Here is a 24297-nt window from a genome sequence, read left to right as displayed (position 1 = left end):
TCAAAGCTGCTGAGGGTTCGCGGAGTCTGATGAGGTTCCCAGCACTCGATCAAGATATGGGTTTGCGAACACCCGGTCGGGGTCGAGGCGGTCGCGTATTGCGATGAAGTCTTCGAATCGTGGATAGCGCACGCGAAGCGCATCCGCTGTCTGCGTGTGCATCTTGCCCCAGTGGGGTCGCCCGTCGTGCGCGGCGAGGATCGCCTCGGCCTCCCTGAAGTACTCCGTGTGGTCGTCGCGCCAGTACCTGTGCACCGCAATGTACCCGCTCGCTCTCCCGTGCGCGGTCGACATCATTAGGTCGTCAGCAGCCGCCGAACGCACTTCAAGTGGAAACGAGATCTTCAGTCCCCTACGGTCGATCACCGCGCGGATCTCACTGAGTGCCTCAGGCACCGCCTCAAGCGGTACCGAGTACTCCATTTCGCGAAAGCGCACCCGACGATGTGTAACAAATACGCGGTGCGACACATCTGTGTAGGTGCGTCTGCTCGAAACACCCTCGATCATGCGGTTAATCGAAGGGGTGGATCCCGGTGCGAACCGCTGAAGAAACAGGAGCGTGCCGAGCGTGACATTGTTTGCAAGCTCTTCATCAACAAAGCGGGAGACCGGGCTGAGCGGTTGCGCCTCACTATCCTGTCCGGGCCCATCGTATGGGACTCGAGTGTTCGTTTTCGTGCGCACACCTTCGGTGTGTGGAAACCAGTAGAACTCGAAATGATCCACCGCCTTGCTGCGCTCGACGAAGCTCTCTCGAACTTCATCAAACTTCGCTGGCGCCTCAACGACATCGAGCAAGAACCGAGGCACGCACTGCAGCGTCACCGTGACGAGCACCCCGAGCGCGCCGAGTCCGAGTGCGACAGCCGGAAGCAATTCTCGGTGCTCCGTCTCAGAGACCGTCAGCAGCTCCCCCGTACCCGTCACAATCGTGGCACCAACGATTTGTGTCGAGATGCCTCCAAACCCGAGACCGGTGCCGTGTGTTCCGGTTTGTGTCGCGCCGGTGATGGTTTGGCGATCAATGTCGCCCATATTCTCAAGCGCGAGCCCGAGAGGCTCAAGAATGCTGGGAATCTCCCAGAGGTGCGTACCACCCCAAAGCGTCACCTGCCCGCGCTGTGTGTCAGCCGAAACGAGACCCCGGAGCCTACTGAGGTCGATCCGCACCCCGTCGGTTGCGCCGATCGCTGAGAAACTGTGCGAGGCTCCGATGGGCTTCGCTGTGTGGCCGGTCTCTCTCGCGCGCTGTACCGACGCAATCACCTGGTCGATAGTGCGCGGCTGCACCTCAATCGCGGGGTGCGATTCGGCGGATCGGGCCCAGTTGTGCCAGCGTTGGGTCATAAGAAGTGCTTCCCTTCTCCGCGATAGGTCGGAACTGGATCGTCTGCAACTCCCCCGATTACCGGCACCACTGAATCAGCGTGCTCCATCGGTTCGCCCGACTTCGTGTGGCGCAGCCACACTCGATCTCCCACACGAAGATCCCTCGCAGCATCACCAGTCACCGGTGTCTGCACTTCGCCAGCGGCCTCACGGGGCGCATAGGAGAGCCCGGTCGGCCACGTGAGCTGCGGCAGCCGGTCTTCCCCTGCTGGGCCAGACGCGATCCACCCGCCGCCGAGCAGTGTTGCTGCGTTCGCGCTGGGTTTGCGTACGACGTCGAGTGCAAAAGCTACCGCTGGCGCCGGCGTGAACTGCCGGTAATTGTCGAAGAGATGCGGGCCGTAGAGTCCGCTGCCGGCAGCAACCTCGGTCACGGCGCCCTCTGCAACGGTGCTCTCAATCGAGCCGGTGCCCCCGCCATTGACGAACTCGAGTTCTGCCACCTCGCGGACCGAAGCGATTGCCTCCGCTCGGCGTTCCCGCAGTTCTGCACCGCTCATGCGCTGAATCGCCCGCATGAGCAGCCCGGTCGCAGGTTTTCCAACCGGCTTATCCCCCACCCCGGCAATCTGGGCCTCATACGACATCACACCAACCACAGTGAAACCGGGGCGTTGCGAGACGCACTCGGCGAGTTCCCGCAGGTCTCTCGGGTTGTGGATCGGACTCCTCAGCACCCCAATATGGCCGAGCACGCCGCTCTGCCATGACGCATCAAAATCCAAGCACACCCGAATCGATGCTCGCTTCGTCGGAGGAAGGACGGAATCGATGACGTCGAGCTGATCCACACTGTCGACCATGATCGTGACCCGCTCGGCAACCCGTTCATCGGTCGCGAGTGCCGCGATCGCCGCGCGATCCACCGACGGGTACGCAACCACGATGTCGTCAATCGTGTCGCTCAACCACACCGCCTCAGCGAGCGAATATGCGAGCACCCCGCTGAAGCCAGGAAGCGCGAGCACCGCGTCGAGCACAGCACGCACGCGAATCGACTTCGACGCAACTCGAATCGGAAGCCCACCCGCCCGCCGCAGCAAGTCATGGGCGTTTGCGCACAGCGCCTCCATGCCAAGCGCAATGACGGGCGCCGAGTGATGCGCCGTCGCGACCGTCGTGGAAGGCCAATATGACTCAGGACTCAGCCACGGCTTTCTTGTTGCAGCCGCAACAAGTCCCACATCTGCAATGTCGAGTGTCACCTTCGGCCACCGCCTCTGCGTTTTCTCACCCACGCGCGCACACGCATGTAAATGCCAACCGCGGCCGCAAGCAACAAGAGGATGATCAACAGTGCTTTTGCGAACGCCATGATGTCAGCTTAATGCGAAGCTTTCCGTCCCTACCCCTCGCTACGCTCCGTGGGCTGGCGCCGTGGGCGCCACGGGGCCGGACGCCGAAGCGATGCTTCGTCATTTTCCGTCCCCCCACAGGGATTCGAACCCTGACTGTATCGATTTTAAGTCGACTGCCTCTGCCAGTTGGGCTATGGGGGGCTAACGCGTCATTTCCTAGCTTATTGACACAACGGTGCCCCGGCCGAATTGACCGGGGCACCAATGTGAAAAATTCTCAGAGAACTTAGCTCTTCAAGCGGCTACGCAGACCCTCGAGTTCCTCGCGGAGCGCCTCAGGAAGACGATCACCGAACTGTGCGAAGTACTCCTCGGTGAGATCAGTCTCCTTCAGCCATGACTCCGCATCGATCGCAAAGATCTCGTCGAGTTCAGCTTCAACCTCTTCGATACCGGTGAGGTTGAGTTCGCCATCGGCAGGTAGTGTGCCAACTGCAGACTCGCGGCCAGAAACTTCGCCCTCAACTCGGCGAATGATCCAGTCAATCACGCGGGAGTTGTCGCCAAACCCAGGCCAGAGGAAGCGACCATCTGCGCCCTTGCGGAACCAGTTCACCTGGAACAGCTTCGGTGCGTTCTCGCCAAGACGCTTACCCGTCTCAAGCCAGTGACCCCAGTAGTCAGCCATGTTGTAGCCACAGAACGGGAGCATTGCGAAAGGATCGCGGCGAAGTTCGCCAACTGTGCCCTCTGCAGCAGCGGTCCGCTCTGAAGAGATAGTCGCCCCCATGAAGACGCCGTGCTCCCATGAGCGCGACTGTGCCACGAGTGGAATGTTCGTTGCGCGACGGCCACCGAAGAGAATGGCGTCAAGCGGCACGCCGTCTTGCTCGTACCAATCTTGAGCGAGCGTCGGGGTCTGCTGAATCGGCACAGTGAAGCGAGAGTTCGGGTGCGCAGCGTTACGACCAGAGTCTGGGGTCCAGTCGTTACCCTGCCAGTCGATCAGGTGATCGGGAACCTCGTCGGTCTTCCCTTCCCACCACACATCGCCGTCGTCGGTGAGCGCGACGTTCGTGAAGATCGTGTTGCCCCACATTGTGTCCATTGCAACCGGGTTCGTCGACTCGCCGGTACCAGGGGCGACACCGAAGAAGCCTGCCTCTGGGTTGATTGCGTAGAGGCGGCCATCTTGACCTGGGCGAAGCCATGCGATGTCGTCACCGATGGTCTCAACCTTCCAACCAGGAATTGTTGGCTGGAGCATTGCAAGGTTGGTCTTGCCACAGGCCGAAGGGAATGCCGCAGAGATGTGGTACGTCTTGTCTGTATTGGTGTTGGTCAGCTTGAGGAGCAACATGTGCTCTGCGAGCCACCCCTCGTTGCGGCCCATGACCGAAGCGATACGGAGTGCGAAGCACTTCTTCGAAAGCAGCGCGTTGCCGCCGTAGCCCGAGCCGTATGACCAGACCTCGAGGGTCTCTGGGAAGTGCGTGATGTACTTCAGGTCGTTGCATGGCCATTCAACGTCGGCTTCACCCGGCTCAAGTGGCGCACCAACCGAGTGCACAGTGCGCACCCACTCGCTACCGGGGGTGATACCGTCGAGTGCTTGCTGCCCCATGCGAGTCATGATGCGCATGTTCAGCACCGCGTAAGGTGAATCGGTAATTTCGATGCCGAGCTGAGTAATGGCGCCGCCGACGGGGCCCATCGAGAACGGAACGACGTACATTGTGCGTCCGCGCATCGACCCGTCAAACAGCGGGTTCAGAGTCTGCTTCATCTCGGCCGGGTCTACCCAGTTGTTCGTGGGGCCAGCCTGCTCCTTTGTCGCCGAGCAGATGAAGGTGCGGTCTTCGACACGCGCCACGTCAGATGGGTTCGAGCGCGCAAGGAAGCTTCCGGGGCGCAGGTTCTTATCGAGCTGGATCAGTGTCCCCGCTTCGACCATCTCACTGGTGATTCGGTTCCATTCATCCTGCGATCCGTCACACCAGAGCACTGCGTCTGGTTTGGTGAGTGCCGCGACTTCTGTCACCCACTGCAAAACTTCTGGATTCGTAGTGTTTGCGGTCTCGTTAACGAGATCGGTAACTGAGTCGAGAGTTGCGTTGCTCATTGGCGTTCGATTCTCCTTGTGGGCTGTAAGAACTAGGCCGGTATTACCATTCTGACCCCCGAATTCACACCCCGTTTACCAAACTGGTTGTCAATTTTTAAGATTTTTGACATATAGTCAATTTATGGAGCGTGAGATCACACCGTCTATTTCAGCCGCCACAATCGACCGTTTGGTGATTGGTAAGCGCCTGCGACACTTTCGCAATGCCGCTGGCCTTACCCTCGAACAGCTCGGCTCTCGCGTGGGTGTCGTCGCAAGTCAATTGTCTCTCGTCGAGAACGGCAAGCGCGAACCGAAGCTCACGCTCATTCAGGCAATCGCACGCGAGCTCGATGTGGATCCGGCAGAACTTCTCACACCCGAAGCCCCAGACGAGCGGAGTGAACTTGAAATCGAGCTCGAACGCGCGCAGAGCACCCCATGGTATGACCAAATCGGACTCCCTCGAATTCGGGCCCCTCGCTCACTGAGCGACGAGGCCCTCGAGGCACTCGTCGGCCTGCACCGAGAAATTGCACGCCGGACTCGGGCTGCGGCCACAACCTCGGAGGAGGCGCGACGAGGTAACACCAAGATCCGCCTACAAATGCAGCAACGCGACAACTATTTGCCTGACATTGAAGTGATCGCCTCTGACCTCATGCGACGCATTGGGCACTCTGTCGGTGCGGTGACGCACCGCGAGGTCGCGATGCTTGCCGAACTTCTCGGGTTTACGCTCATCTTCGTTGACGACCTTCCACCAAACACGCGAAGCATCACCGACCTCGAAAATGGCAGAATCTACCTCCCGCCGACATCTATCCCAGGCGGCCATGGGCTCCGTTCGCTCGCGCTGCAGGCCATGGCGCATCGAGTGCTCGGACACGCTGAGCCGCAAAGTTACCTCGAATTTCTCGAGCAGCGACTGCAGATCAACTACTTTGCCTCGGCCTGCCTGCTTCCAGAGGCCAAAGCAGTTGAGTACCTTCAGCAAGCAAAACGAAATAGAAACCTTGCGATCGAGGACTTTCGAGATGCATTCGGTGTCACGCACGAAGCTGCTGCGCACCGGTTTACGAACCTCGCGACACGCCACCTCGATCTCAGGGTGCACCACTATCGAACAGACGGGGATGGAGTACTCGTTCGCGGCTACGAGAACGATGGGCTCCCCTACCTGGTCGACGATGCGGGCGCGATCGAAGGCGAACTACTGTGTGCAAAGTGGGGCGGCCGCACAGCCTTCCACCGAACCAACCGCACGAGCGAGTTTTACCAATACACCGACACACCAGCGGGAACGTTCTGGACAAGTGTGCAAACAGGAGAAGCCGAGCAGCAGGCGTTCTCGATCTCCTGTGGCGTACCCTTCGACGACGCGCGCTGGTTTCGCGGTCGCGACACCCAGGTGCGCAAGCATTCAACCTGCCCGGACCCGTCGTGTTGCCGCACCCCACCACAGGTGCTTCGCGAACGGTGGGAGGGCAAGGCATGGCCGAGTGCTCGAATGCACGCACACGTGCTCTCGCCCCTTCCGACCGGCACCTTCCCTGGTGTCGAAGACACCTCAATGTATGAGTTCCTGTCGAAACACGCGCCTGAGGCCTAACCCGGTAAACGTGACCCATCGATGAGTCGCTGACGCTCACTCCCGAGAAACGCGAGAACCGCGGACCAGCCTGAGGCTCGCCCGCGGTTCTCGCGTATTCAATCTCTGTAGTGCCGCAGATTACTCCGCTGCAGGCTTCGGGCGCGAAGCAAACTCTTCGAAGATCGCGCGAGGCTCGGTAACCGCCTCAATGTTTACGATGTCACGACCGAGGAAGAAGTGGCCAACCCAGCCACCGAATACGCGCCACTTGCGCTCCCACGTTGGGATAGCGAGGCCGTGGTAGAAACGGTGAGCGAGCCACGCGAAGTAGCCCTTCAGTGCGAAGTTACCCGAGCGGAACACGCCAGTGTTCACGCCGAGGCCAGCAACCGCGCCAGCGTTCTTGTGGTTGTACTCAACAATGCCTTCACCGCGGAGCGTAGCAACGATGTTCTTCGCGAGCAGACGCCCCTGACGAACCGCGTGCTGTGCGTTTGGCACGCAGAAGCCGCCCGGGCCAGGCGTCGATGAAATGTCGGGAACCTGTGAGGTATCGCCTGCGGTCCATGCGCCCTCGACGATCTCGCCCTCTTCGGTCGCCACACGGAGTGACGGAGTGCCAACGACGTGGCCACGCTGACCAATCGGCAAGTCTGTACCGCGGAGGAATGGTCGCGGCATAACTCCCGCGGTCCACACGATGAGATCAGACTCATAGGTCTCGCCGGTTGAAAGCTCAATGTTGCCACCGACTGCCGACTGCAGCTGCGTGTTGAGGTGAATGTCAACACCACGACGGGTCTGATCCTTTACAACCCAGTCAGCGAGACCTTCGGTGACCTCAGGCATGATGCGCCCCATTGCCTCAACGAGGTGGAACTTCGTCTCGTTAAAGGTGATCTCTGGGTAGCGACGCAGCAACGAGGTCGCGAACGAACGCAGTTCGGCGATTGTCTCGATTCCCGCGAATCCACCACCGACAACGGTGACGGTAAGCAAACGTGCACGCTCAGCCGAGTCCTTTGGCAGCAGCGCTGCGCGCTCAAAGTTTCCAACCAGACGGTCGCGAACAGCGACGGCCTCTTCGATCGTCTTCATTCCGATCGCGAGATCTGCGACACCTGGGATTGGGAAGGTGCGCGATACCGATCCCGTGGTGATGACGATGTGGTCGTACTCGAAGTCGTATGCCTCACCCACGTTGGGGGTAATGGTTGCAGTCTTCGTTGCGTGCGAGATTCCGGTGACCTTGCCCGCTACGTTCGCGGTGCTCTTCAGGTGGCGACGACGAGCGACTACCGCGTGGCGAGGCTCAACCGACCCCGCAGCGACCTCAGGCAGAAATGGCAGGTATGCCATGTACGGCAGTGGATCGACAATGGTGACCTCAGCCTCACCCGCACGAAGGAGCTTCTCCAATTTCCATGCGGTGTAGAAGCCAGCGTATCCCCCGCCGACAATCAGAATCTTCTTCGCCACGAAGCGATCTCCTTGATGATCGATGCACGCATAACTATGCGATGTCTAATAGACATTCCCGAACTCACACGGGAATCCAGATGGGCAGAATTCACCCAACCCGTATACCCTATCTGTAAATTGGCAGAGTGTCAGCATAATCGGTGAATCCTGGCGGGTAAATCAACGAAGATTCGTAAATTCGTCGATTTTCTCGCAGAAAATTTGCACCTAAAGCTTGAGGCCCGACCGCTCGATTGCCAGGTCCCCTATCGGGTTTACCCCGGGACCAGCCGCGAGCGCGTGACCGATCAGCGCGTGCAGGCACTTGACCCGTGTTGGCATGCCACCAGCACTGATCCCTGCGAGCTCAGGCACTTCTCCGACCAGGTCCCGATCCGCAATGTACTGCGCATGCGCGCGAGCATACGCGTCACGAAGCTCTTCGTCTTCGGCGAGCATCTCGTTGTACTCATTCATGACACCGGCCGCCTCGAGACGAGATGCGGCAGCCACCGCTTCTGGATGGCACAGGTAATAAAAGGTGGGGAACGGTGATCCATCAGGGAGTCTTGGTGAGGTTGCCACCACAGCAGGCACACCCTGCGAGTCACGCGCGGCGATGCCAACAACGCCGCGGGCCTCTCGCCCGAGCTGCTCACTCACCGTCTCGATGTCTGCAGCAGATGGTTCGGTAAATGGTGGACGGCTCACTCGTCGCTCCTTGCGGCTTCGTCTTCTGATGGGGTTTCGGGCACAGCACTTCCCGCAGCTATCAATGAGGTTGCGAGATCTTTCGCCCAGTTTCGCTCAACCTGGGTCAGGTCGGCACTCGTTTCTTCATCGGACTCTGCCGGAAGCACGATGTCAGCGATAATGCTGAGTTGCGTTTCACCGGGCAGCACATACGAGAGGCGGTCGCGGGCCTGCGCGCGCACATACGCCGGGTCCCGCCACTGTGCGCGCTCTGCGTCAATAGCTTCGACTGCTTCTCTGTGCTGTCGCACGCTTTCGCGCAGTTGAGAGATTTCGCGTCGCTGCTGCACGAAGGTCGAAATATTGGGGCTGAGGATCAGTGCCCCTCCGATAACAGAAACGACAACGATCACGGTGAAGCCGCTGAACCGCAGGCTCTGGGCCCAGGCCGCGAGGTCTTCTCTCCAGCGCTTCACCGTGATCGTTCCGTTTTATATCTGGTTATTACGCCTGAAAACGCGGGAACGCCGCGCGGCCAGCGTAGCGCGCCGCTGAACCGAGCTCTTCTTCGATACGGAGAAGCTGGTTGTACTTTGCGACGCGATCTGAACGTGCGGGTGCACCGGTCTTGATCTGGCCGCAATCGGTCGCAACAGCGAGGTCAGCGATTGTTACGTCTTCCGTCTCGCCAGAGCGGTGCGACATGACCGCGGTGTAGCCCGAACGCTGTGCGAGCTGCACCGCGTCGAACGTCTCGGTGAGCGTGCCGATTTGGTTGACCTTCACGAGGATCGAGTTCGCAACGCCCTTTTCGATGCCCTCACCCAGGCGCTCCGGGTTCGTTACGAACAGGTCGTCACCAACGAGCTGCACGCGGTCACCGATCTGATCGGTGAGCAGCTTCCAGCCCTCCCAGTCGCTCTCATCGAGCGGATCTTCAATCGAGACCAGCGGGTACTTTTCGAGCAGCTCGGCGTAGTATGCGCTCATCTCAGCAGCAGTGCGATCCTGCCCTTCGAACTTGTAGACACCGTTCTCGTAGAACTCTGACGATGCGACATCGAGTGCGACCGCGATATCGCGGCCAGGCTCGTAGCCTGCACGCTTAATCGCTTCGACGATGAGATCGAGTGCCGCTGCGTTGTGTGGCAAGTCTGGGGCGAATCCGCCCTCGTCGCCAAGGCCAGTCGATAGACCCTGCTCGTTGAGCAGTGCCTTGAGCGCATGGTAAACCTCAACGCCCCAACGCAGCCCCTCAGAGAATGACTCGGCACCGAGCGGCACAGCCATGAACTCCTGAATGTCAACACCGGTGTCTGCGTGAGCGCCGCCGTTGATGATGTTCATGAGCGGCACAGGGAGCGTGCTCGCGTTCGGTCCACCGAGATAGCGGTAGAGCGGCAGCTCAGCCGACGCTGCGGCGGCGTGCGCAACCGCGAGGCTCACACCGAGGATCGAGTTCGCGCCCACGCGCTGCTTGTTATCGGTACCGTCGACCTCTTTGAGCACGGAGTCGATGATCCGCTGATCGTCGGCCGCGAGTCCTTCGATCGCAGGGGCAAGCTCGTCGAACACGGCATCGACAGCCTTGGTGACACCCTTTCCGAGGTAGCGATCCTTATCGCCGTCACGTAGTTCGTATGCCTCAAACGCGCCAGTCGAAGCGCCCGAGGGCACTGCAGCGCGCCCCACGGAGTCATCGGTGAGACCGACCTCGACCTCGACGGTCGGGTTGCCGCGCGAATCAAGAATCTCGCGTGCGATTACCGCATCGATAAATGCCACAGTGTGCTCCTTGTGGTTGCAGTCGTGAGGCGCGTGTTTCGCGCCAGGTTACAGTTTACGGGCTTCCGGTTACGGCTATGCCGTTCGTGAGCAACTCTAGTCTGCGAGCTCGCGCCAATTGAGCGAGCCCGAGTCGGTGCCGGTGCTCACGTTCGCGAACGCCGTGAATCCCTCGGCGGCGACGCGCGCGAGGAGTGTCTTCATGTTCTTTTGACGCTTTTCAATGCGTACCCGTTTGCCCTGCGCCACGAGGTCGCGTTTGATTGCCATGAGTTCATCTAGTGGGGTGTCTGCATCAGTCACGAGCACAACCGCTTCAGGGCCAGCATTATCGTCGATCGCAATGAGATCCACCACGCGCTCGAACCCAATCGAGAACCCAACCGCCGGCACATTTCGCCCGAGGAATCGCCCGATCATGCCGTCATAGCGGCCGCCGCCACCCACTGAACTGCCCGAGCCCGGGTGCGCGATCTCGAAAATTGTGCCAGTGTAATAGCCCATGCCGCGCACGAGCGTTGGGTCGAAGTGGATCTCGACACCCTCTGGCAGACCGCCCTGCAATGCAGAGCCAAGTGTCGCGAGGTTCTCAATGCCGTCGTTCTCCGCGAGCGCGGGAAGCACGGCTTCGATCGATTCGCGCGAAACGGGGATACCTGCGGCGAGCGCGGGCCCAACTCCTTCGAGCACACCTCGAAGTTTCTCCGCAGCCGCCGGATCAGTTTCTGCGAGTTCTGCGGTGACTCCGTCGACACCGATCTTGTCGAGCTTATCGATCGTGATGAGTGCTCGGTTGTGGTGCTCTGCGTCGAGACCAATCTCGCTCAACAGGCCGAAGAGAATTCGGCGATCGTTCACACGGATCACACAACCAGACAAACCTAGTTCTGCGAGAGCTTGCGATGTTGCCGTAATCAACTCAACTTCGGCGAGCACCCCTGCCTCGCCAATGATGTCGATGTCGGCCTGCACGAATTGGCGGTATCGGCCTTTCTGTGGGCGCTCAGCACGCCACACAGGCGCAATCTGAATGGCGCGAAATACCGGAGGAAGTTCTGCCCGGTGCGTGGCATAGTAGCGCGCGAGTGGCACCGTAAGGTCGAACCGAAGGCCAAGATCGGCGAGTTGCTCGGGGTCACCCGCAGCTGCCGCGGCGTCGAGTACCTCGGGCTTAATCCCACGCTTCAATATTGAGAAGCTCAGTTTCTCGTTGTCGCCTCCGAGTCCTGAGTGCAGACGTCCGTGCTCTTCGACAACCGGAGTCTCAATCTCATCGAACCCATGCGAGCGATACACGCCACGAATGATTCCTAGGGCGTGCTCGCGTCGAGCCTTGTCTGCAGGGAGGAAGTCACGCATGCCACGAGGCGGATTCACTGGAGATGCCATGGGTTCCATTCTTCCATGCACACAGCTTCGCCCTTGCCACCCGGGGTGGACGCGCGCGAACCTATGCGATTCGGCGCTATCCACCCCGGGAGCAACTCAGTGCTGCGCGGGCGGTTCTGCACCGTAACCGGTGAGAGCCCGCACCTCCATCTCAGCTGCCAGCTTCTTCGACTCGGCCGTCTTGTCGGTTACGGAGCCGAGCCATCCAAAAAAGAACCCGATAGGAATCGAGAGAATCCCGGGATTCTTCAGCGGGAAGATTGCAAAATCAATACCAGCTCCGAGCATCGCCGTCTCATTGCCAGAGACCACCGGCGAGAAGGCGATGAGTCCGACTGCGGCGATGAGACCACCAATCATTGACCACACTACGCCTCGCGTGGTGAAGCGCTTCCAGAACAGTGAGTAAAGGATCGTCGGAAGATTTGCCGAGGCAGCCACCGCGAATGCGAGTGCGACCAGAAACGCTACGTTCTGCCCCTGCACACCGATGCCACCGACAATTGCGAGGGCACCAATGACTACGGTTGTGATTCGCGCAACCTTGACCTCTTGCTTCGCAGTTACATTGCCCTTCTTCACGACGCTTGAATATATGTCGTGCGCAAAGGAGGCAGATGCAGTAATCGTGAGCCCCGCAACGACCGCGAGGATCGTGGCAAACGCAACCGCCGAAATACACCCCAGCAGCAGCGGGCCGCCCAGGAACGCCGCAAGCAGCGGAGCCGCGGAATTCACACCTCCAGGTGCAGCCGCAATGGTCTCGGGCCCAACGAGCGCGCCTGCACCAAACCCAAGCACGAGAGTGAACAAGTAGAAGATACCGATGAGCCAAATTGCCCAGACCACCGAGCGACGCGCTTCCTTTGCCGTTGGCACGGTGTAGAAACGCATGAGCACGTGAGGCAGCCCAGCGGTTCCGAGCACCAGCGCGAGCGCCAGCGAAACAAAATCGATCGGCAATGCGCCGTACTTAATACCGGGAGCGAGGATATCTGCCCCGTGAGCATTCTCTGGATGGTTAATAGCAGCTTCGAGCACCGCCCCAAAGTTGAAGCCCTTGAGCGCAAGCACCCAGAACGTCATTATCGCCGCTCCTGCAATGAGCAACACGGCTTTGATGATCTGTACCCAGGTGGTGCCTTTCATTCCGCCTATCAGCACATACAGAATCATGACGACGCCGACCACTGCAATGACCAGCGATTGTCCGAGTTTGTCATCGAGGCCGAGCAATAGCGACACTAATCCGCCCGCGCCAGCCATTTGCGCGAGCAGGTAGAAAAACGTCACCATCAGCGTGGTGAGCGCCGCCGCCATACGCACCGGGCGCTGCTTGAGACGGAACGACAGCACATCAGCCATCGTGAACTTCGCGGTGTTACGCATGAGCTCCGCGACAAGCAAGAGCGCCACGAGCCAAGCCACGAGGAAGCCGATCGAATAGAGAAAGCCATCGTACCCATTGATCGCGATCGCCCCACAGATACCGAGAAACGATGCTGCCGACAGGTAATCCCCAGCAATTGCGATGCCATTCTGGCGACCCGAGAATGATCGGCCTCCGGCGTAGAAATCGGCCGCGCTGCTGTTGTTTCGACTCGCGCGTATCACGATGATCATCGTGACCGCGACGAACGCAAGGAAGATCGAGATATTGAGTACCGGGTTCTGACTGTTCTGCGACGAGTCAATTGCTACCAGTAGTTGAGCATTGAAGTTCACTGTTCACCTCCTTGAGCGGGCTCGCGCGCTTCAAGCTCTGCTCGCAGTTCTGCAGTGAGCGGATCGAGCCGCTTGTTTGCAAAGCTCACGTACCACATGGTGATTGCGAACGTCGAAACGAACTGCAGCAGACCGAGCCACATTCCGACATTGAGCCCCATCAACGGTGTCGCCATGAACTCGTGCGCGTAGGCACCGAGCAACACGAATCCGAGAAACCACAGCATGAATGCTGCGGTTAGCGGAAACACGAAGCGGCGAAACCGCTGCTTCAGTTCGAGGAACTCACGGCCCGATTGAACCGCTTCATAATCGATGGGTGGGGTATGTGTCCTTTGTGAGGACCAGGATTCTTAAGACATTCGGGCCTCCTCGCCCAGTTCAGTGTCTTACAGGTGTTTTCGCACTGGCCCTGATCCCCTCAGCCTGACCACTGCAACCGCAGCACTGCGGTGTGTTCAAGATCCTAGGAATCGTGATATTTATTGAGTACCCCCGAAAGTTGGTACTCACTGTGTTGCTGCGCCCCACGCCCGCTCTTCAACGGCTTCTCGAAGATGCCGTCGATGAGTTTGCGCGCGCCACCAAGTTTGCGCTCGCATTTGGAGGGTATGAATCTGAGGGCATCACGACCGTTACCGCGTTGAGTGGCAACCATGGTTCAAGTCTGCACGAGCTTCGAGTGGCGAACACTCGCGGCCTCGGTGGCCGAGCAATGATTGAGCACCGCCCTAGGTTCACGCCCGACTACATTTCTTCGCAGAAAATCAGCCACGACTACGACACAGAAATCGGAGCTGAGGGCATCGTCATGCTCGTTGCCGTACCCGTGCTCGTGGAGGGTCAGACGCGAGCAGTACTGTACGGGGGAACTCGCGGGGAATCACCCCCGGACGGGACCTTCATGCGTGCGGCGGCCGGAGTCGCGCAAGAACTCGCATCCGAGATTCAACTGCTCGACGAGCGTGGCCTCGCCTCCCGGGCACCCGCGCCACAGCCGCTCGCGAGTCTTCCGGGGTCAGTGCTCGAAGAACTTCGCAGCAGTCACGCCGAACTTCGGCGAATTGCCGCCGACACCACCGATAGAGAGACGCGCGATCGCCTTGTCGCGCTCGAACAGCGACTGGCGAATATCGGTCATGTCGCACCGCCGAACACCGTTATCAAGCTCACTCCTCGCGAGGCCGACGTGCTCTCGCAGGCCGCGCTGGGTGCCACGAACGCTGAAATCGGGCTCTCGCTCGGAATCACCGAGAGCACAGTGAAGAGCTATCTTAAGACGGCAATGGCGAAGCTCGAGGCATCGACCCGTCACGCGGCAGTTGCCGCGGCACGAGGATTCGGGCTGATCCCTTAACCTCGAGAGCAAGCCAGTTCAGACGCCGTTCTCATTGGCGATCACGCGCTCGCTGAGCCGATTCGTAGCGAGGCGCAGGGCCCGCTCCGGATCCACACCCGCTGCGTTCGCACGCAGCACGAGCGCGATCATCGCATCACCGATACCAACCTCGGCCATCGCAGTCTCGCGAGGGCCGATCGCCGCAGCGAGTGGATCTTCTGGCGTGCGCTCACCCGCAGTCGGATGCACGAGCTTCGCCCGCTTGAGACGCTCCACGACCTTTGCCGCGCGAGCAAGCGCGGGCATGCCGTCGGGAATGCCGTCGAGAGGACCCCGAGATCCACGCTGCTCCCCCGCGGCGTCTTCTTTGAGTCGCTCCCACTCTGCGTGCAACTCTTCGACGGTCATGTACCCGCGGTCACCAAAGACGTGCGGATGCCTCGCGATGAGCTTCTCATTAAGATGAGCGGCCACGGAATCGAGGTCGTAACCCTCCCCATCGCGCTCGGCGATAGCGGCGTGAAAGAGCACCTGGTAGAGCACATCTCCGAGTTCACCGCGTACCTCGTCGGCGGGTAGTTCGCGCTCGATCGCATCAATGAGTTCGGATGTTTCCTCGACGAGATATTTGGTGAGGCTTTCGTGCGTCTGCACCGCGTGCCAGGCGCATCCTCCCTCGTTCACCATGCGTCGCACGGTGTCGAAGGCGGCCCGCAGGGGGTCGCTGAGCAAAGTCTGGCTAGGTCTGTCAGCACCGGCATCCATACGATTAGCCTACGCCAGGCTCCTGAACGCAAGTTAGATCACGCTCGGTACCGACCAGAATTCACCGTGCGTTTATCCGTTTTGCGGCACTTCTCCAGCCGCCGCGGGCGGAGCCTCGGGTTCGAGCAGGTTCGCGACAACCTTCGTGGCCCACGCGACAACGTCTCCGTCTTCCGCAGTGGATCGCTGGCCGACACCCGCGAGCGGACTCCGGGCGGTCACTGTGCCGCCGGGTAGCGGCACCTGCAGCACCTTCGTCGATTCCTGGTACTTCGCGCCCGGGTACATGCGGTTCATGCGCATGCGCCGTGAATCGAGCAGTTGCACCGGCTCGATCCGCAACATTGGCCCTGCAGCAATGAGCTTCGAGAGGCCGAGCTTCGCGGCTCTGCGCCTGAGCGACGAGACCGCCGCGAGTCGCTCAACTTCCTCCGGCGGCTTGCCGTAGCGATCGGTGAGCTCCTCGAGCACGAGCGATACGTTCTCCTCCGGTGCCTGCGGATGCGAGGCGGCCGAGAACTTCTGATACGCCTCAAGGCGCAGCCGCTCGCTTTCGACGTATTCCTCAGGAATACGCGCGTCGACCGGCAGCTCAAGAATCAGTTCTGTATTAACTGCCGACTCGACACCCTTAAACGTGTTCACTGCCTCACCGATCATGCGCAGGTACAGGTCAAAGCCGACACCAGCAATATGCCCCGACTGCTCGCCACCAAGCAAATTGCCGGCTCCACGCAACTCGAGATCCTTGAGCGCGACCTGCATACCTGCACCGAGCTCGTTATTTGCGGCGAGCGTTTCGAGGCGCTCGTTCGCGTGTTCAGTGAGCGGCTTTTCGGGGTCATACAAGAAGTACGCATACGCGCGCTCGCGACTGCGCCCGACGCGGCCGCGAAGCTGGTGCAACTGACTCAGACCGTACTTATCGGCCTGGTCAATAATGATGGTGTTCGCGTTCGCAATATCGAGACCCGTCTCAATGATCGTTGTCGAGACGAGCACGTCGTACTTCCGCTCCCAGAAGTCCTGCACCACCTTTTCAAGCTGCGATTCAGACAGCCGGCCGTGTGCAACCGCGACGCGCGCCTCGGGAACGAGTTCAGAAATGTGCGACGCGATCCGCTGAATCGAACTCACGCGATTGTGTACGAAGAACACCTGCCCCTCGCGCAGTAATTCGCGGCGGATCGCGGCGGTCATCTGCTTATCGCTGCGTGGGCCGACAAACGTGAGAATTGGGTGCCGATCTTCGGGCGGTGTCGCGAGCGTCGACATCTCACGAATGCCGGTGACCGCCATTTCGAGTGTTCGTGGGATCGGCGTCGCGCTCATCGCAAGGATGTCGACGCCTGCCTTGAGTTTCTTGAGTGCGTCTTTGTGCTCGACGCCGAACCGCTGCTCCTCGTCAATGATCAGCAATCCGAGATCCTTGTAGATCACGCTTTCGGAGAGCAGTCGATGGGTGCCGATGACGACATCGACCGTACCCGCGGCGAGCCCCTCGATCGTCTCTTTCGACTCCTTCTCAGTTTGGAACCGGCTCAGCGGGCGCAACTGCACCGGGAACCCAGCAAACCTGTTCTGGAATGTCTCAATGTGCTGGTTCACGAGCAAGGTAGTCGGTACGAGCATCGCGACCTGTTTTCCGTCTTGCACCGCCTTAAACGCTGCACGGATCGCAACCTCCGTCTTACCGAAGCCGACGTCGCCCGCGAGCAGCCGATCCATCGGTACGGGTCGCTCCATGTCGCGCTTCACCTCGTCGATCGTGGTGAGCTGATCGAGCGTCTCCGCGTATGGGAAAGCCTCTTCGAGCTCTCGCTGCCACGGCGTATCCTCGGTGAACGCGTGCCCAGGAGAAGCCATGCGCTCGGAATAGAGCTTCACCAGTTCGACCGCGATATCGCGCACGGCCTTGCGCGCTTTCTTCTTCGCACCTTCCCAGTCGCTACCACCCATCTTCGATAGCGCGGGCGCCTCACCGCCCACATATCGTGAGAGCTGATCAAGCTGATCAGTCGGTACATAGAGCTTGTCGCGCGGCATGCCGCGCTTCGTTGACGCGTATTCGAGCACCAGGTACTCGCGCAGCGCCTTCTCTGCACGCAGTCCAGCGCCGGTCGGCACCATGCGCTGAGTGAGCTCGACAAACCTTCCGATTCCGTGCGTCTCGTGCACCACGTAGTCACCAGCGACGAGCTTCAGCGGATCCACAACATTCTTGCCACGCCGCCTTGCGAGCTTCTGCCCGCTCGCGACCTGGGAAGTGACCGCACGCCCGAAGAACTCGACCTCGGTCTCAAGCAGCAGCTTTGCCTCTTCGCTTTCGAAGCCCTGCCACGCGGTTCCGGTGACGAGGTAAATCACCCCGGTCTCAAGTTCAGTCGGCAGTTCGTCGACCATGCGAGCTGCGGCACCCGCTTCGGCCAGCAGATCACGGGCGCGTTCAACAAGCCCGACTCCCTGCGCCGCGACGATTGCGTGCCAGCCCTCGCTCAGCCGCTGACTCAGATGCTGGATCGCCTGGGTCGTCGGCTCTGCACCACTCTGGGCGCGCCGAGCAGCACCACCGAGAACTGTGATCGTCGAATCGCCGAGGTCATCGATGCCCGCTGCCTCGTCGTCCTCCGCGTCACGCACGAACCCGGTGACGCTCCACCAGGGCCTACCCACCGCCGCGCGACGCAGCTCATTCATCGTGAGCATTCCGCTGTTATCTGTGGGAACTGGCGAATCTGCGCCCGCGGTCGCCGCGTACCAGGCAGCTTCGCGGAACTCACGGTTGGTTTCGGCGAGGCTCACAGCTCGCCCCGCCACACGCTCGGGCGAGACGACGAGCACTGCTCCCCCGTCGGTCAACAGTTCCGTCAGCGGAGAAAGGCCCGGCACGAGCTGCGGAAGCAGACTCTCCATCCCCTCGACTGCAATGCCGGCACTCATGCGTTCAAGCATGCTCGACAACGCGGGGAACCTCGGCAGCAGCTCCGCAGCCTTCTCCCGCACCTCTGCTGTGAGCAGAAGCTCTCGCGCGGGCCACAGCTCGAGTGAGTCGAGTGGATCTCCCGCGCTTCGCTGGTCTGATACCGCGAACCGCTTGATGAGATCTACCTCATCGCCAAAGAAATCAACGCGCACGGCCTGCTCTGCGGTCGGAGGAAACACGTCAAGAATGCCGCCGCGAACGGCGAACTCGCCGCGTCGAGTCACCATGTCAACTCGGGTGTACGCGAATTCGACGAGTGTGCGCGACAGCGCTTCGAGCCCGAGCTCACCCGAGTCGAGCACGACATTCTTGCCAGTTTGCAAGATCACGGGAGTGGCATGCGCCGCGTGCGGTGACACCGGCTGCAATGCCGCTCGCACCGACGCGACCATCACAAACGGGTGCTCCTTGGCTACAGCTTCGTCTGCTCCGTAGTCGCGAAGCGCTCGCAGCGCCTGCGCGCGACGACCCACTGTTTCGGCGCTCGGGCTCAGGCGTTCGTGCGGCAGCGTTTCCCATGCCGGGAATTCTGTCGTGATTGCGTCGGGCAAAATCGATGCGATTGATTGGCGGATCGCATCAGCTTCGCGACTCGTCGCCGCGATGATGAGTGTTGCGCCTCGATCACCCGCTGCTCGGCGCTTGCGTATGAGGCCAGCGATGAGCGGGGCACGCAGGCCATCCGCAACGGAGAATTCCGCATCCTCAGCAGCTGCGTCAAGTGCGCGCGCAAACGACGGAGCCTGCTCGAGCAGGTGCTCCAGCCCGCTGAGGCTCATCGGGATGCTCCGTGGAATCGTTGCTGTGCAGCGAGAAGTCCGTCGGTGACGAGCAACTCGCTCGCGTCTGCGGCGTCTTCAAGCAAAACGGCAAGGGCTTCGCGTTCGTTTGAGGCGAATGGCCTCAATACGTAATCTGCCGCATCCTGTTGACCCGGTGGGCGGCCAATCCCGATCCGCACTCTGAAAAAATCTGGCGTCGCGAGCGCCTTCGCGATATCTCTCAGACCGTTGTGCCCACCGTGGCCTCCCCCAACCTTTAGCTTCAAAGAGTCAAACGGAAGATCAAGCTCATCATGCAGCACGATGATGCGATCTGGGCTGACGCCAAAGTATTTCGCGAGTGCTGACACTGGCCCGCCGGAGGTGTTCATGTAACCATTTGACTTCGCAAGAATGAGCTTTGGCCCGCCAGGCATGATACGCCCTTCTGCCACACGAGAGTTTGTTTTGTGCAGAGAGAACTTGGCACTCATCCTGTCAGCAAGCACGTCGAGCGCCATCTGACCGACATTGTGCCTGGTTGTCTCATATTTCGGTCCCGGGTTTCCGAGTCCGACAATCAACCAGCTGTCACTCGCCACGTTGCCTTCGTCTTTCTTTGCTCTTCGCCAAAACACACCTCCAGCCTATTCGTCAGGACTGAAGGAAACACGAAACCCGTCGGGTGATCAACACCTCCCGACGGGTCCCGTAAGAGTAAGTATTACTCGGCTGCGGGCTCTGCAGCCTCTGCTGCTTCTTCGCCCTCTTCAGCTTCGTCAGCGCCGCGCGGCAGTACGACCTGCACGACGAGGTGATCAGGAGTGTCAAGCAGCGTCTCGTCGCTTGCAAGCTTGAGGTCGCCAGCGAGGATGTGGGTGCCTGCCTCGAGGCCCTCAACGCTGACCTCAATGTGCTCAGGAATGTTCGTCGCAGGAACACTGAGACGCAGGGTGTTGAGCTCCTGAAGCGCGTTCGTGCCAGAGAATGGCTCGCCAACGATCACGATGGGAACCTCAACCTCAACGGTCTCGCCCTTCTTGATGATGATGAGGTCAACGTGCTCGATGATCTGGCGTACCGGATCCTTCTGCACGTCCTTCACCAGCACGAGCTCCTTCTTGCCGTCAAGGTCAAGCTCGATAAGTGCGTTTGCGTGACGAATGATGAGGCTCAGCGGGTGAGTCTCGACCGCAATGTGCTTGGGATCGGTGCCGTGACCGTAAATAACTGCGGGGGTCTGGCCGACAGCGCGAAGCTTGCGGGCTGCACCCTTACCAAAGTTCTCGCGAACGACTGCCTGGAGCTTGTTGTTCTCGCTCATATTGTCTCCTTATGGGCTCTCGCCCCGTGTCTCGCGGCCGAAGCCGTCAGAATGGTTTCTCGCACCTGTACGTGCGACGCAGCGATGCCCAGAGGCAGTTCGTTCCGCGTCGATAACGGGCGCTCTCGCGCCCCTCGCCGAAGTACAGCTACCTACTTTACACCAATTTCGCAGCCACCCGGAACGTCGCTTCACTCCGTTCTCCCTGGGCTGCCGCAGTAGCGGCACCGCTGCCAACCCCGAAACGCGATGCGTTTCGTGCTAGGCAGCCACCGCGCGCTTCGCTCCGTCGGTCTGCCGCTGTAGCAGCACCGCAGCGTAAAGAAACGCGATGCGTTTCTTTACGCTGCGCCCTCAAACATGCTCGTAACGGAGCCGTCTTCGAAGACTTCGTGGATCGCCTTCGCAATAAGCGGCGCGATCGACAGCACGGTCAGCTTTTCAAAACGCTTCTCGGGCGGCACCGGCAGTGTGTCGGTTACGACAACCTGGTCGATGAATTCCTGCGACAGGTACTCGGGCGCCTTTCCGGAGAAGATGGCGTGGGTTGCAGCAATGGTCACACCCTTCGCGCCAGCCGCCTTGAGTGCGCCGGCCGCCTTGGTAATCGTGCCACCTGTGTCAATCATGTCATCGACCATGAGGCACCAGCGGTCTTTCACGTCGCCGACAATGCCGTGTACCGATGCCTGGTTCGCAACAGACGGGTCGCGGCGCTTGTGAATAATCGCGAGTGGTGCACCGAGCCGGTCACTCCACACGTCGGCGACACGGACACGCCCCATGTCGGGAGACACAACGGTGAGGTCATCTCGGTTGAGGTGCTTCTCAAAGTGATCGATCAACACAGGCATAGCGAACAGGTGATCGAGGGGCCCATCAAAGAAGCCCTGAATCTGTGGTGCGTGAAGATCTACCGACATGATGCGGTCGGCACCCGCAGTCTTGAAAAGGTCTGCGATGAGTCGCGCCGAGATTGGCTCGCGACCGCGGCCCTTCTTGTCCTGTCGTGAGTAAGGGTAGAACGGGGCAACCACGGTAATGCGCTTCGCCGACGCGCGCTTGAGCGCGTCAACCATGATGAGCTGCTCCATCACCCACTCATTGATCGGGTTGGTGTGCGACTGAATGACGAATGCGTCTGAACCACGAACGCTCTCGTCGAAGCGTGCGTACAGTTCGCCGTTGGCAAAGGTACGCGCGTCGGTGGGAACGAGTTCTGCCCCCAGTTCTTCGGCGACCTGCTCGGCGAGCTCAGGGTAGGCCCGCCCAGAAATCAAAACGAGCTTCTTTTGGCCCGTCATTTCGATCTTGCTCATCAGTAGTTTCCCTGTTTGCCCTTCGCCAAAACTGCCTGTGGTGAGTGATTTAATTGTCTGGTGCAGACTTTGGCTTGTTAGCCTGGGCCTGTTGCGCAGCCTCTGCGCTGTTGGTGCCGGGTCGGTGCTCGGCAACCCACCCCTCGATGTTGCGCTGTGGCGCAACGGTCATCGAGAGCGATCCAGCCGGAACATTCTTTCGGACAATTGTTCCCGCCGCAGTGTACGTTCCATCTTCAATGGTAACCGGAGCAATAAGCACATTCTTCGATCCGATGCGCACCGCATCGCCAACGACGGTTTGGTGCTTCTGCACACCGTCATAGTTGGCGACGATCGTGCCTGCACCGATATTCGACTCTTTGCCAATCGTGACATCACCGACGTAGCTCAGGTGAGGCACCTTCGATCCATCGCCAATCTTCGCGTTCTTCGCTTCAACAAATGCGCCGATCTTGCCGTTCGCGCCCAACTCTGTGCCTGGGCGAATGAAGGAGAACGGCCCCACGTCGGCGCCGGCCTGGAATGCCGCAAGTGTGGCTTCTGAGCGACGGATGTGCGCGCCCTCTCCGACCTCGCAGTCGATGAGCGTCGTGTCTGGACCAATAATTGCGCCCGTCGCAATCGAGGTTGCACCGTGCAAATAGGTGCCCGGGCGTACCTCGACGTCTGCCTCGATCGACACATCGGCATCAATCCAAGTGGTGGTCGGATCTTGAATCGTCACACCGTTGCGCTGGTGCTCTCGCACGATTCGCGCGTTGAGCTCGCGGCCCGCCTCGGCCAGTTGCGCACGGTCGTTCACGCCTGCAATCACCCAGGGATCATCGGTAGCTACCGCTTCGACGCCGCCACCGCTTGCGAGAATTCTTGTCGCAGCATCGGTGAGGTATTTCTCGCCCTGGGCGTTGTTCGTGTCAATGTCGGCGAGCGCGCGCACGAGAGGCTCGAACCCAAATACGTACACGCCACCGTTAATCTCAGTGATCTGACGCTGCGCGTCGTCTGCGTCTTTTTCTTCAACGATGCCCGTCATCGCACCGCTTGCGTCGCGCAGGATTCGGCCCAGTCCAGTCGGGTTCGTGAGTTTCGTGGACAGAATCGTCATCGCGCGGCGCTGCTCGAGATGGGTCGTGAGCAAGCCATCAATAGTTGGCGCGTCAATGAGCGGCACGTCGCCAGAGAGCACCACTACCGATCCATCAAAATCGCGAGGAAGTGCCGACAGCGCTTGCTCGACCGCACGCCCGGTTCCCGGAACGTCGTCTTGGTCGACGATTGTCGTATCTGGAGCGTGGTCAAGAATTGCAGCCGAAACCTGTTCACGCTCGTGTCGCACTACTGCAATCACATATTCAGGGTTCAGCCCAGCAGCAGTGTCGAGCACGTGCGCAATCAACGAGCGCCCACCGATTCGATGCAGCACCTTCGGAAGTGCCGACTTCATTCGCGTGCCCTGGCCAGCGGCCAAGATAACTACCGCGAGTGAGCGATCTGCCATGTGCGTGATTCCTTCCCCGGCCGCCGTTGCTCGCTCCCAACACATGGAGAGGCTTTCGCCTGCCAATTTTCGGCGCCGTGGGCACCGCATTCGGAGCGAGTCGACGAAGCAATGCTTCGCCGTTGCTCGCTCCGCCCCTAGGATTCGAACCTAGACTTAACAGCTCCAAAGGCTGTCGTGCTGCCATTACACCAAGGCGGACCGCGCCGAAAACGGCACGGATATAGTCTGCCAGACTCCGGAGCCTCTTGTGGACACGTTCGGCCAGACTGTTCACAATTTCACCGCCTACCGGGAATAATGACGCATATGGAGATTCATAAATCGGGGTCCACTGACGAGGTTGATTCCATAATTGCCGCTTGGGGAACCGCGCGACCTGACCTTGATCTCGGGCCACTCGCTGTCTTTTCGAGGCTCTCTCGCATCGCAAAACACCTCGATCGTGCGCGCGCACACGCGTTTGAGCGCTCGGGGCTCGCATATTGGGAATTTGACGTGCTTGCCGTGCTTCGGCGTTCCGAAAGCCCGTATCGACAGAGCCCGAAGTTTTTGGTACGCCAGACCATGGTGTCGAGCGGCACAATGACGAACCGCATCGATCGACTCGTCGAGCGAGGCCTAGTGCGTAGGCTCACAGACCCAAACGACGGCCGGGGTGTGCTCGTCGAGATGACTGAGCAGGGTCAGACTCTCGTCGACGCGGCGATGACGAGGCTCACCGACGCAGAAGAGCGCATGCTCGGGGCCGTGACCCGCGCCGAGCGTGAGCGCCTCGCGACGCTTTTGCGCAAGCTCTCACTCAGTGTGGATCGCTTTGAGCCCGTCTCAGAGATACCCGCAACCGAGAGCGAGCAGCCTTAA

General features: G+C 60.1%; 19 protein-coding genes and 2 tRNA genes. 3 read left to right on the top strand and 18 right to left on the bottom strand.

From position 1 onward, the window contains the following. From H9L06_RS11325 to H9L06_RS11310, 4 genes are all read right to left on the bottom strand, one after another. Entirely contained in the window at positions 1 to 1350 is a 1350-nt protein-coding gene (locus tag H9L06_RS11325; protein WP_187555253.1) for a D-arabinono-1,4-lactone oxidase, read from the bottom strand. Next, positions 1347 to 2597 (bottom strand): amino acid deaminase/aldolase, encoded by a 1251-nt coding sequence (locus H9L06_RS11320; protein ID WP_223165199.1) that lies wholly within the window; start codon positions 2595 to 2597, stop codon positions 1347 to 1349. Before H9L06_RS11320 ends, H9L06_RS11325 begins: the two co-directional genes overlap by 4 nt. A gap of 220 nt (positions 2598 to 2817) precedes the next feature. Further along, a tRNA-Leu gene (locus H9L06_RS11315) sits at positions 2818 to 2891 on the bottom strand. 85 nt (positions 2892 to 2976) lie between these two features. Beyond that, positions 2977 to 4812 (bottom strand): phosphoenolpyruvate carboxykinase (GTP), encoded by a 1836-nt coding sequence (locus H9L06_RS11310; RefSeq protein ID WP_187555252.1) that lies wholly within the window; start codon positions 4810 to 4812, stop codon positions 2977 to 2979. Positions 4813 to 4936: 124 nt separating this feature from the next. Here H9L06_RS11310 and H9L06_RS11305 point away from each other — a divergent pair, with 124 nt between their 5' ends. After that, positions 4937 to 6406: a helix-turn-helix domain-containing protein gene (locus tag H9L06_RS11305; RefSeq protein WP_187555251.1), complete on the top strand. Its 1470-nt coding sequence runs from the start codon at positions 4937 to 4939 to the stop codon at positions 6404 to 6406. A 120-nt stretch (positions 6407 to 6526) separates the two neighbouring features. Here the strand turns inward: H9L06_RS11305 and H9L06_RS11300 are convergent, their stop codons facing one another. The 7 genes from H9L06_RS11300 to H9L06_RS11270 form a co-directional block, all read right to left on the bottom strand. Beyond that, a complete protein-coding gene (locus H9L06_RS11300; RefSeq protein ID WP_187555250.1) occupies positions 6527 to 7867 on the bottom strand; it encodes an NAD(P)/FAD-dependent oxidoreductase in 1341 nt (446 codons plus the stop codon). A 210-nt stretch (positions 7868 to 8077) separates the two neighbouring features. After that, a complete protein-coding gene (locus tag H9L06_RS11295) occupies positions 8078 to 8560 on the bottom strand; it encodes a DUF501 domain-containing protein (RefSeq protein WP_187555249.1) in 483 nt (160 codons plus the stop codon). Further along, on the bottom strand, positions 8557 to 9018 hold the full coding sequence (locus H9L06_RS11290) for a septum formation initiator family protein (protein WP_187555248.1): 462 nt from the start codon (positions 9016 to 9018) through the stop codon (positions 8557 to 8559). The genes H9L06_RS11295 and H9L06_RS11290 overlap by 4 nt, the downstream gene beginning before the upstream one ends. Positions 9019 to 9046: 28 nt before the next feature. After that, a complete protein-coding gene (gene eno / locus H9L06_RS11285; protein WP_187555247.1) occupies positions 9047 to 10327 on the bottom strand; it encodes a phosphopyruvate hydratase in 1281 nt (426 codons plus the stop codon). Between the two features lie 96 nt (positions 10328 to 10423). Beyond that, positions 10424 to 11716, bottom strand: a complete 1293-nt coding sequence (gene hisS, locus H9L06_RS11280; RefSeq protein WP_187555246.1) for a histidine--tRNA ligase — start codon at positions 11714 to 11716, stop codon at positions 10424 to 10426. 96 nt (positions 11717 to 11812) lie between these two features. After that, on the bottom strand, positions 11813 to 13441 hold the full coding sequence (locus H9L06_RS11275; RefSeq protein ID WP_246454398.1) for a solute symporter family protein: 1629 nt from the start codon (positions 13439 to 13441) through the stop codon (positions 11813 to 11815). Beyond that, positions 13438 to 13692, bottom strand: coding sequence for a DUF485 domain-containing protein (locus tag H9L06_RS11270; protein WP_425489989.1), 255 nt, complete (start codon positions 13690 to 13692; stop codon positions 13438 to 13440). The genes H9L06_RS11275 and H9L06_RS11270 overlap by 4 nt, the downstream gene beginning before the upstream one ends. 203 nt (positions 13693 to 13895) lie before the next feature. Here H9L06_RS11270 and H9L06_RS11265 point away from each other — a divergent pair, with 203 nt between their 5' ends. Continuing rightward, on the top strand, positions 13896 to 14798 hold the full coding sequence (locus H9L06_RS11265; RefSeq protein WP_246454397.1) for a LuxR C-terminal-related transcriptional regulator: 903 nt from the start codon (positions 13896 to 13898) through the stop codon (positions 14796 to 14798). Positions 14799 to 14816: 18 nt separating this feature from the next. Here the strand turns inward: H9L06_RS11265 and H9L06_RS11260 are convergent, their stop codons facing one another. The 7 genes from H9L06_RS11260 to H9L06_RS11230 form a co-directional block, all read right to left on the bottom strand. After that, positions 14817 to 15545 carry a MazG nucleotide pyrophosphohydrolase domain-containing protein gene (locus H9L06_RS11260; protein WP_187555245.1) on the bottom strand — a complete coding sequence of 243 codons (729 nt, stop codon included), beginning with the start codon at positions 15543 to 15545 and terminating at the stop codon, positions 14817 to 14819. Positions 15546 to 15617: 72 nt separating this feature from the next. Continuing rightward, positions 15618 to 19307: a transcription-repair coupling factor gene (mfd, locus tag H9L06_RS11255; protein WP_187555244.1), complete on the bottom strand. Its 3690-nt coding sequence runs from the start codon at positions 19305 to 19307 to the stop codon at positions 15618 to 15620. After that, the gene (pth, locus tag H9L06_RS11250; protein ID WP_187556499.1) at positions 19304 to 19891 is read right to left on the bottom strand and encodes an aminoacyl-tRNA hydrolase; all 588 of its coding nucleotides are present in this window, start codon (positions 19889 to 19891) and stop codon (positions 19304 to 19306) included. The genes mfd and pth overlap by 4 nt, the downstream gene beginning before the upstream one ends. A gap of 122 nt (positions 19892 to 20013) precedes the next feature. Beyond that, positions 20014 to 20613, bottom strand: a complete 600-nt coding sequence (locus H9L06_RS11245) for a 50S ribosomal protein L25/general stress protein Ctc (protein ID WP_187555243.1) — start codon at positions 20611 to 20613, stop codon at positions 20014 to 20016. Positions 20614 to 20954: 341 nt separating this feature from the next. Continuing rightward, positions 20955 to 21932, bottom strand: coding sequence for a ribose-phosphate diphosphokinase (locus H9L06_RS11240; protein WP_187555242.1), 978 nt, complete (start codon positions 21930 to 21932; stop codon positions 20955 to 20957). Between the two features lie 49 nt (positions 21933 to 21981). Beyond that, on the bottom strand, positions 21982 to 23433 hold the full coding sequence (gene glmU / locus H9L06_RS11235; RefSeq protein ID WP_187555241.1) for a bifunctional UDP-N-acetylglucosamine diphosphorylase/glucosamine-1-phosphate N-acetyltransferase GlmU: 1452 nt from the start codon (positions 23431 to 23433) through the stop codon (positions 21982 to 21984). Positions 23434 to 23562: 129 nt separating this feature from the next. Next, positions 23563 to 23634, bottom strand: a tRNA-Gln gene (locus H9L06_RS11230). Positions 23635 to 23742: 108 nt separating this feature from the next. On the opposite strand from H9L06_RS11230, the gene H9L06_RS11225 reads away from it, so the two are divergent. After that, positions 23743 to 24297, top strand: a complete 555-nt coding sequence (locus tag H9L06_RS11225; protein WP_187555240.1) for a MarR family winged helix-turn-helix transcriptional regulator — start codon at positions 23743 to 23745, stop codon at positions 24295 to 24297.

This window comes from Leucobacter denitrificans (assembly GCF_014396385.1).
Taxonomy (GTDB): Bacteria; Actinomycetota; Actinomycetes; order Actinomycetales; family Microbacteriaceae; genus Leucobacter; species Leucobacter denitrificans.
Note: the sequence above shows the minus strand (reverse complement) of the source record. Positions and strands in the feature narration are given on the sequence as shown.

What these genes read in the sequence shown, in the direction of transcription:
- H9L06_RS11260 (WP_187555245.1), bottom strand. Translation starts at nt 15,545, where the DNA reads ATGGATGCCGGTGCTGACAGACCTAGCCAGACTTTGCTCAGCGACCCC.
- H9L06_RS11325 (WP_187555253.1), bottom strand. Translation starts at nt 1,350, where the DNA reads ATGACCCAACGCTGGCACAACTGGGCCCGATCCGCCGAATCGCACCCC.
- H9L06_RS11310 (WP_187555252.1), bottom strand. Translation starts at nt 4,812, where the DNA reads ATGAGCAACGCAACTCTCGACTCAGTTACCGATCTCGTTAACGAGACC.
- H9L06_RS11305 (WP_187555251.1), top strand. Translation starts at nt 4,937, where the DNA reads ATGGAGCGTGAGATCACACCGTCTATTTCAGCCGCCACAATCGACCGT.
- glmU (WP_187555241.1), bottom strand. Translation starts at nt 23,433, where the DNA reads ATGGCAGATCGCTCACTCGCGGTAGTTATCTTGGCCGCTGGCCAGGGC.
- H9L06_RS11240 (WP_187555242.1), bottom strand. Translation starts at nt 21,932, where the DNA reads ATGAGCAAGATCGAAATGACGGGCCAAAAGAAGCTCGTTTTGATTTCT.
- H9L06_RS11225 (WP_187555240.1), top strand. Translation starts at nt 23,743, where the DNA reads ATGGAGATTCATAAATCGGGGTCCACTGACGAGGTTGATTCCATAATT.
- H9L06_RS11245 (WP_187555243.1), bottom strand. Translation starts at nt 20,613, where the DNA reads ATGAGCGAGAACAACAAGCTCCAGGCAGTCGTTCGCGAGAACTTTGGT.
- mfd (WP_187555244.1), bottom strand. Translation starts at nt 19,307, where the DNA reads ATGAGCCTCAGCGGGCTGGAGCACCTGCTCGAGCAGGCTCCGTCGTTT.
- hisS (WP_187555246.1), bottom strand. Translation starts at nt 11,716, where the DNA reads ATGGCATCTCCAGTGAATCCGCCTCGTGGCATGCGTGACTTCCTCCCT.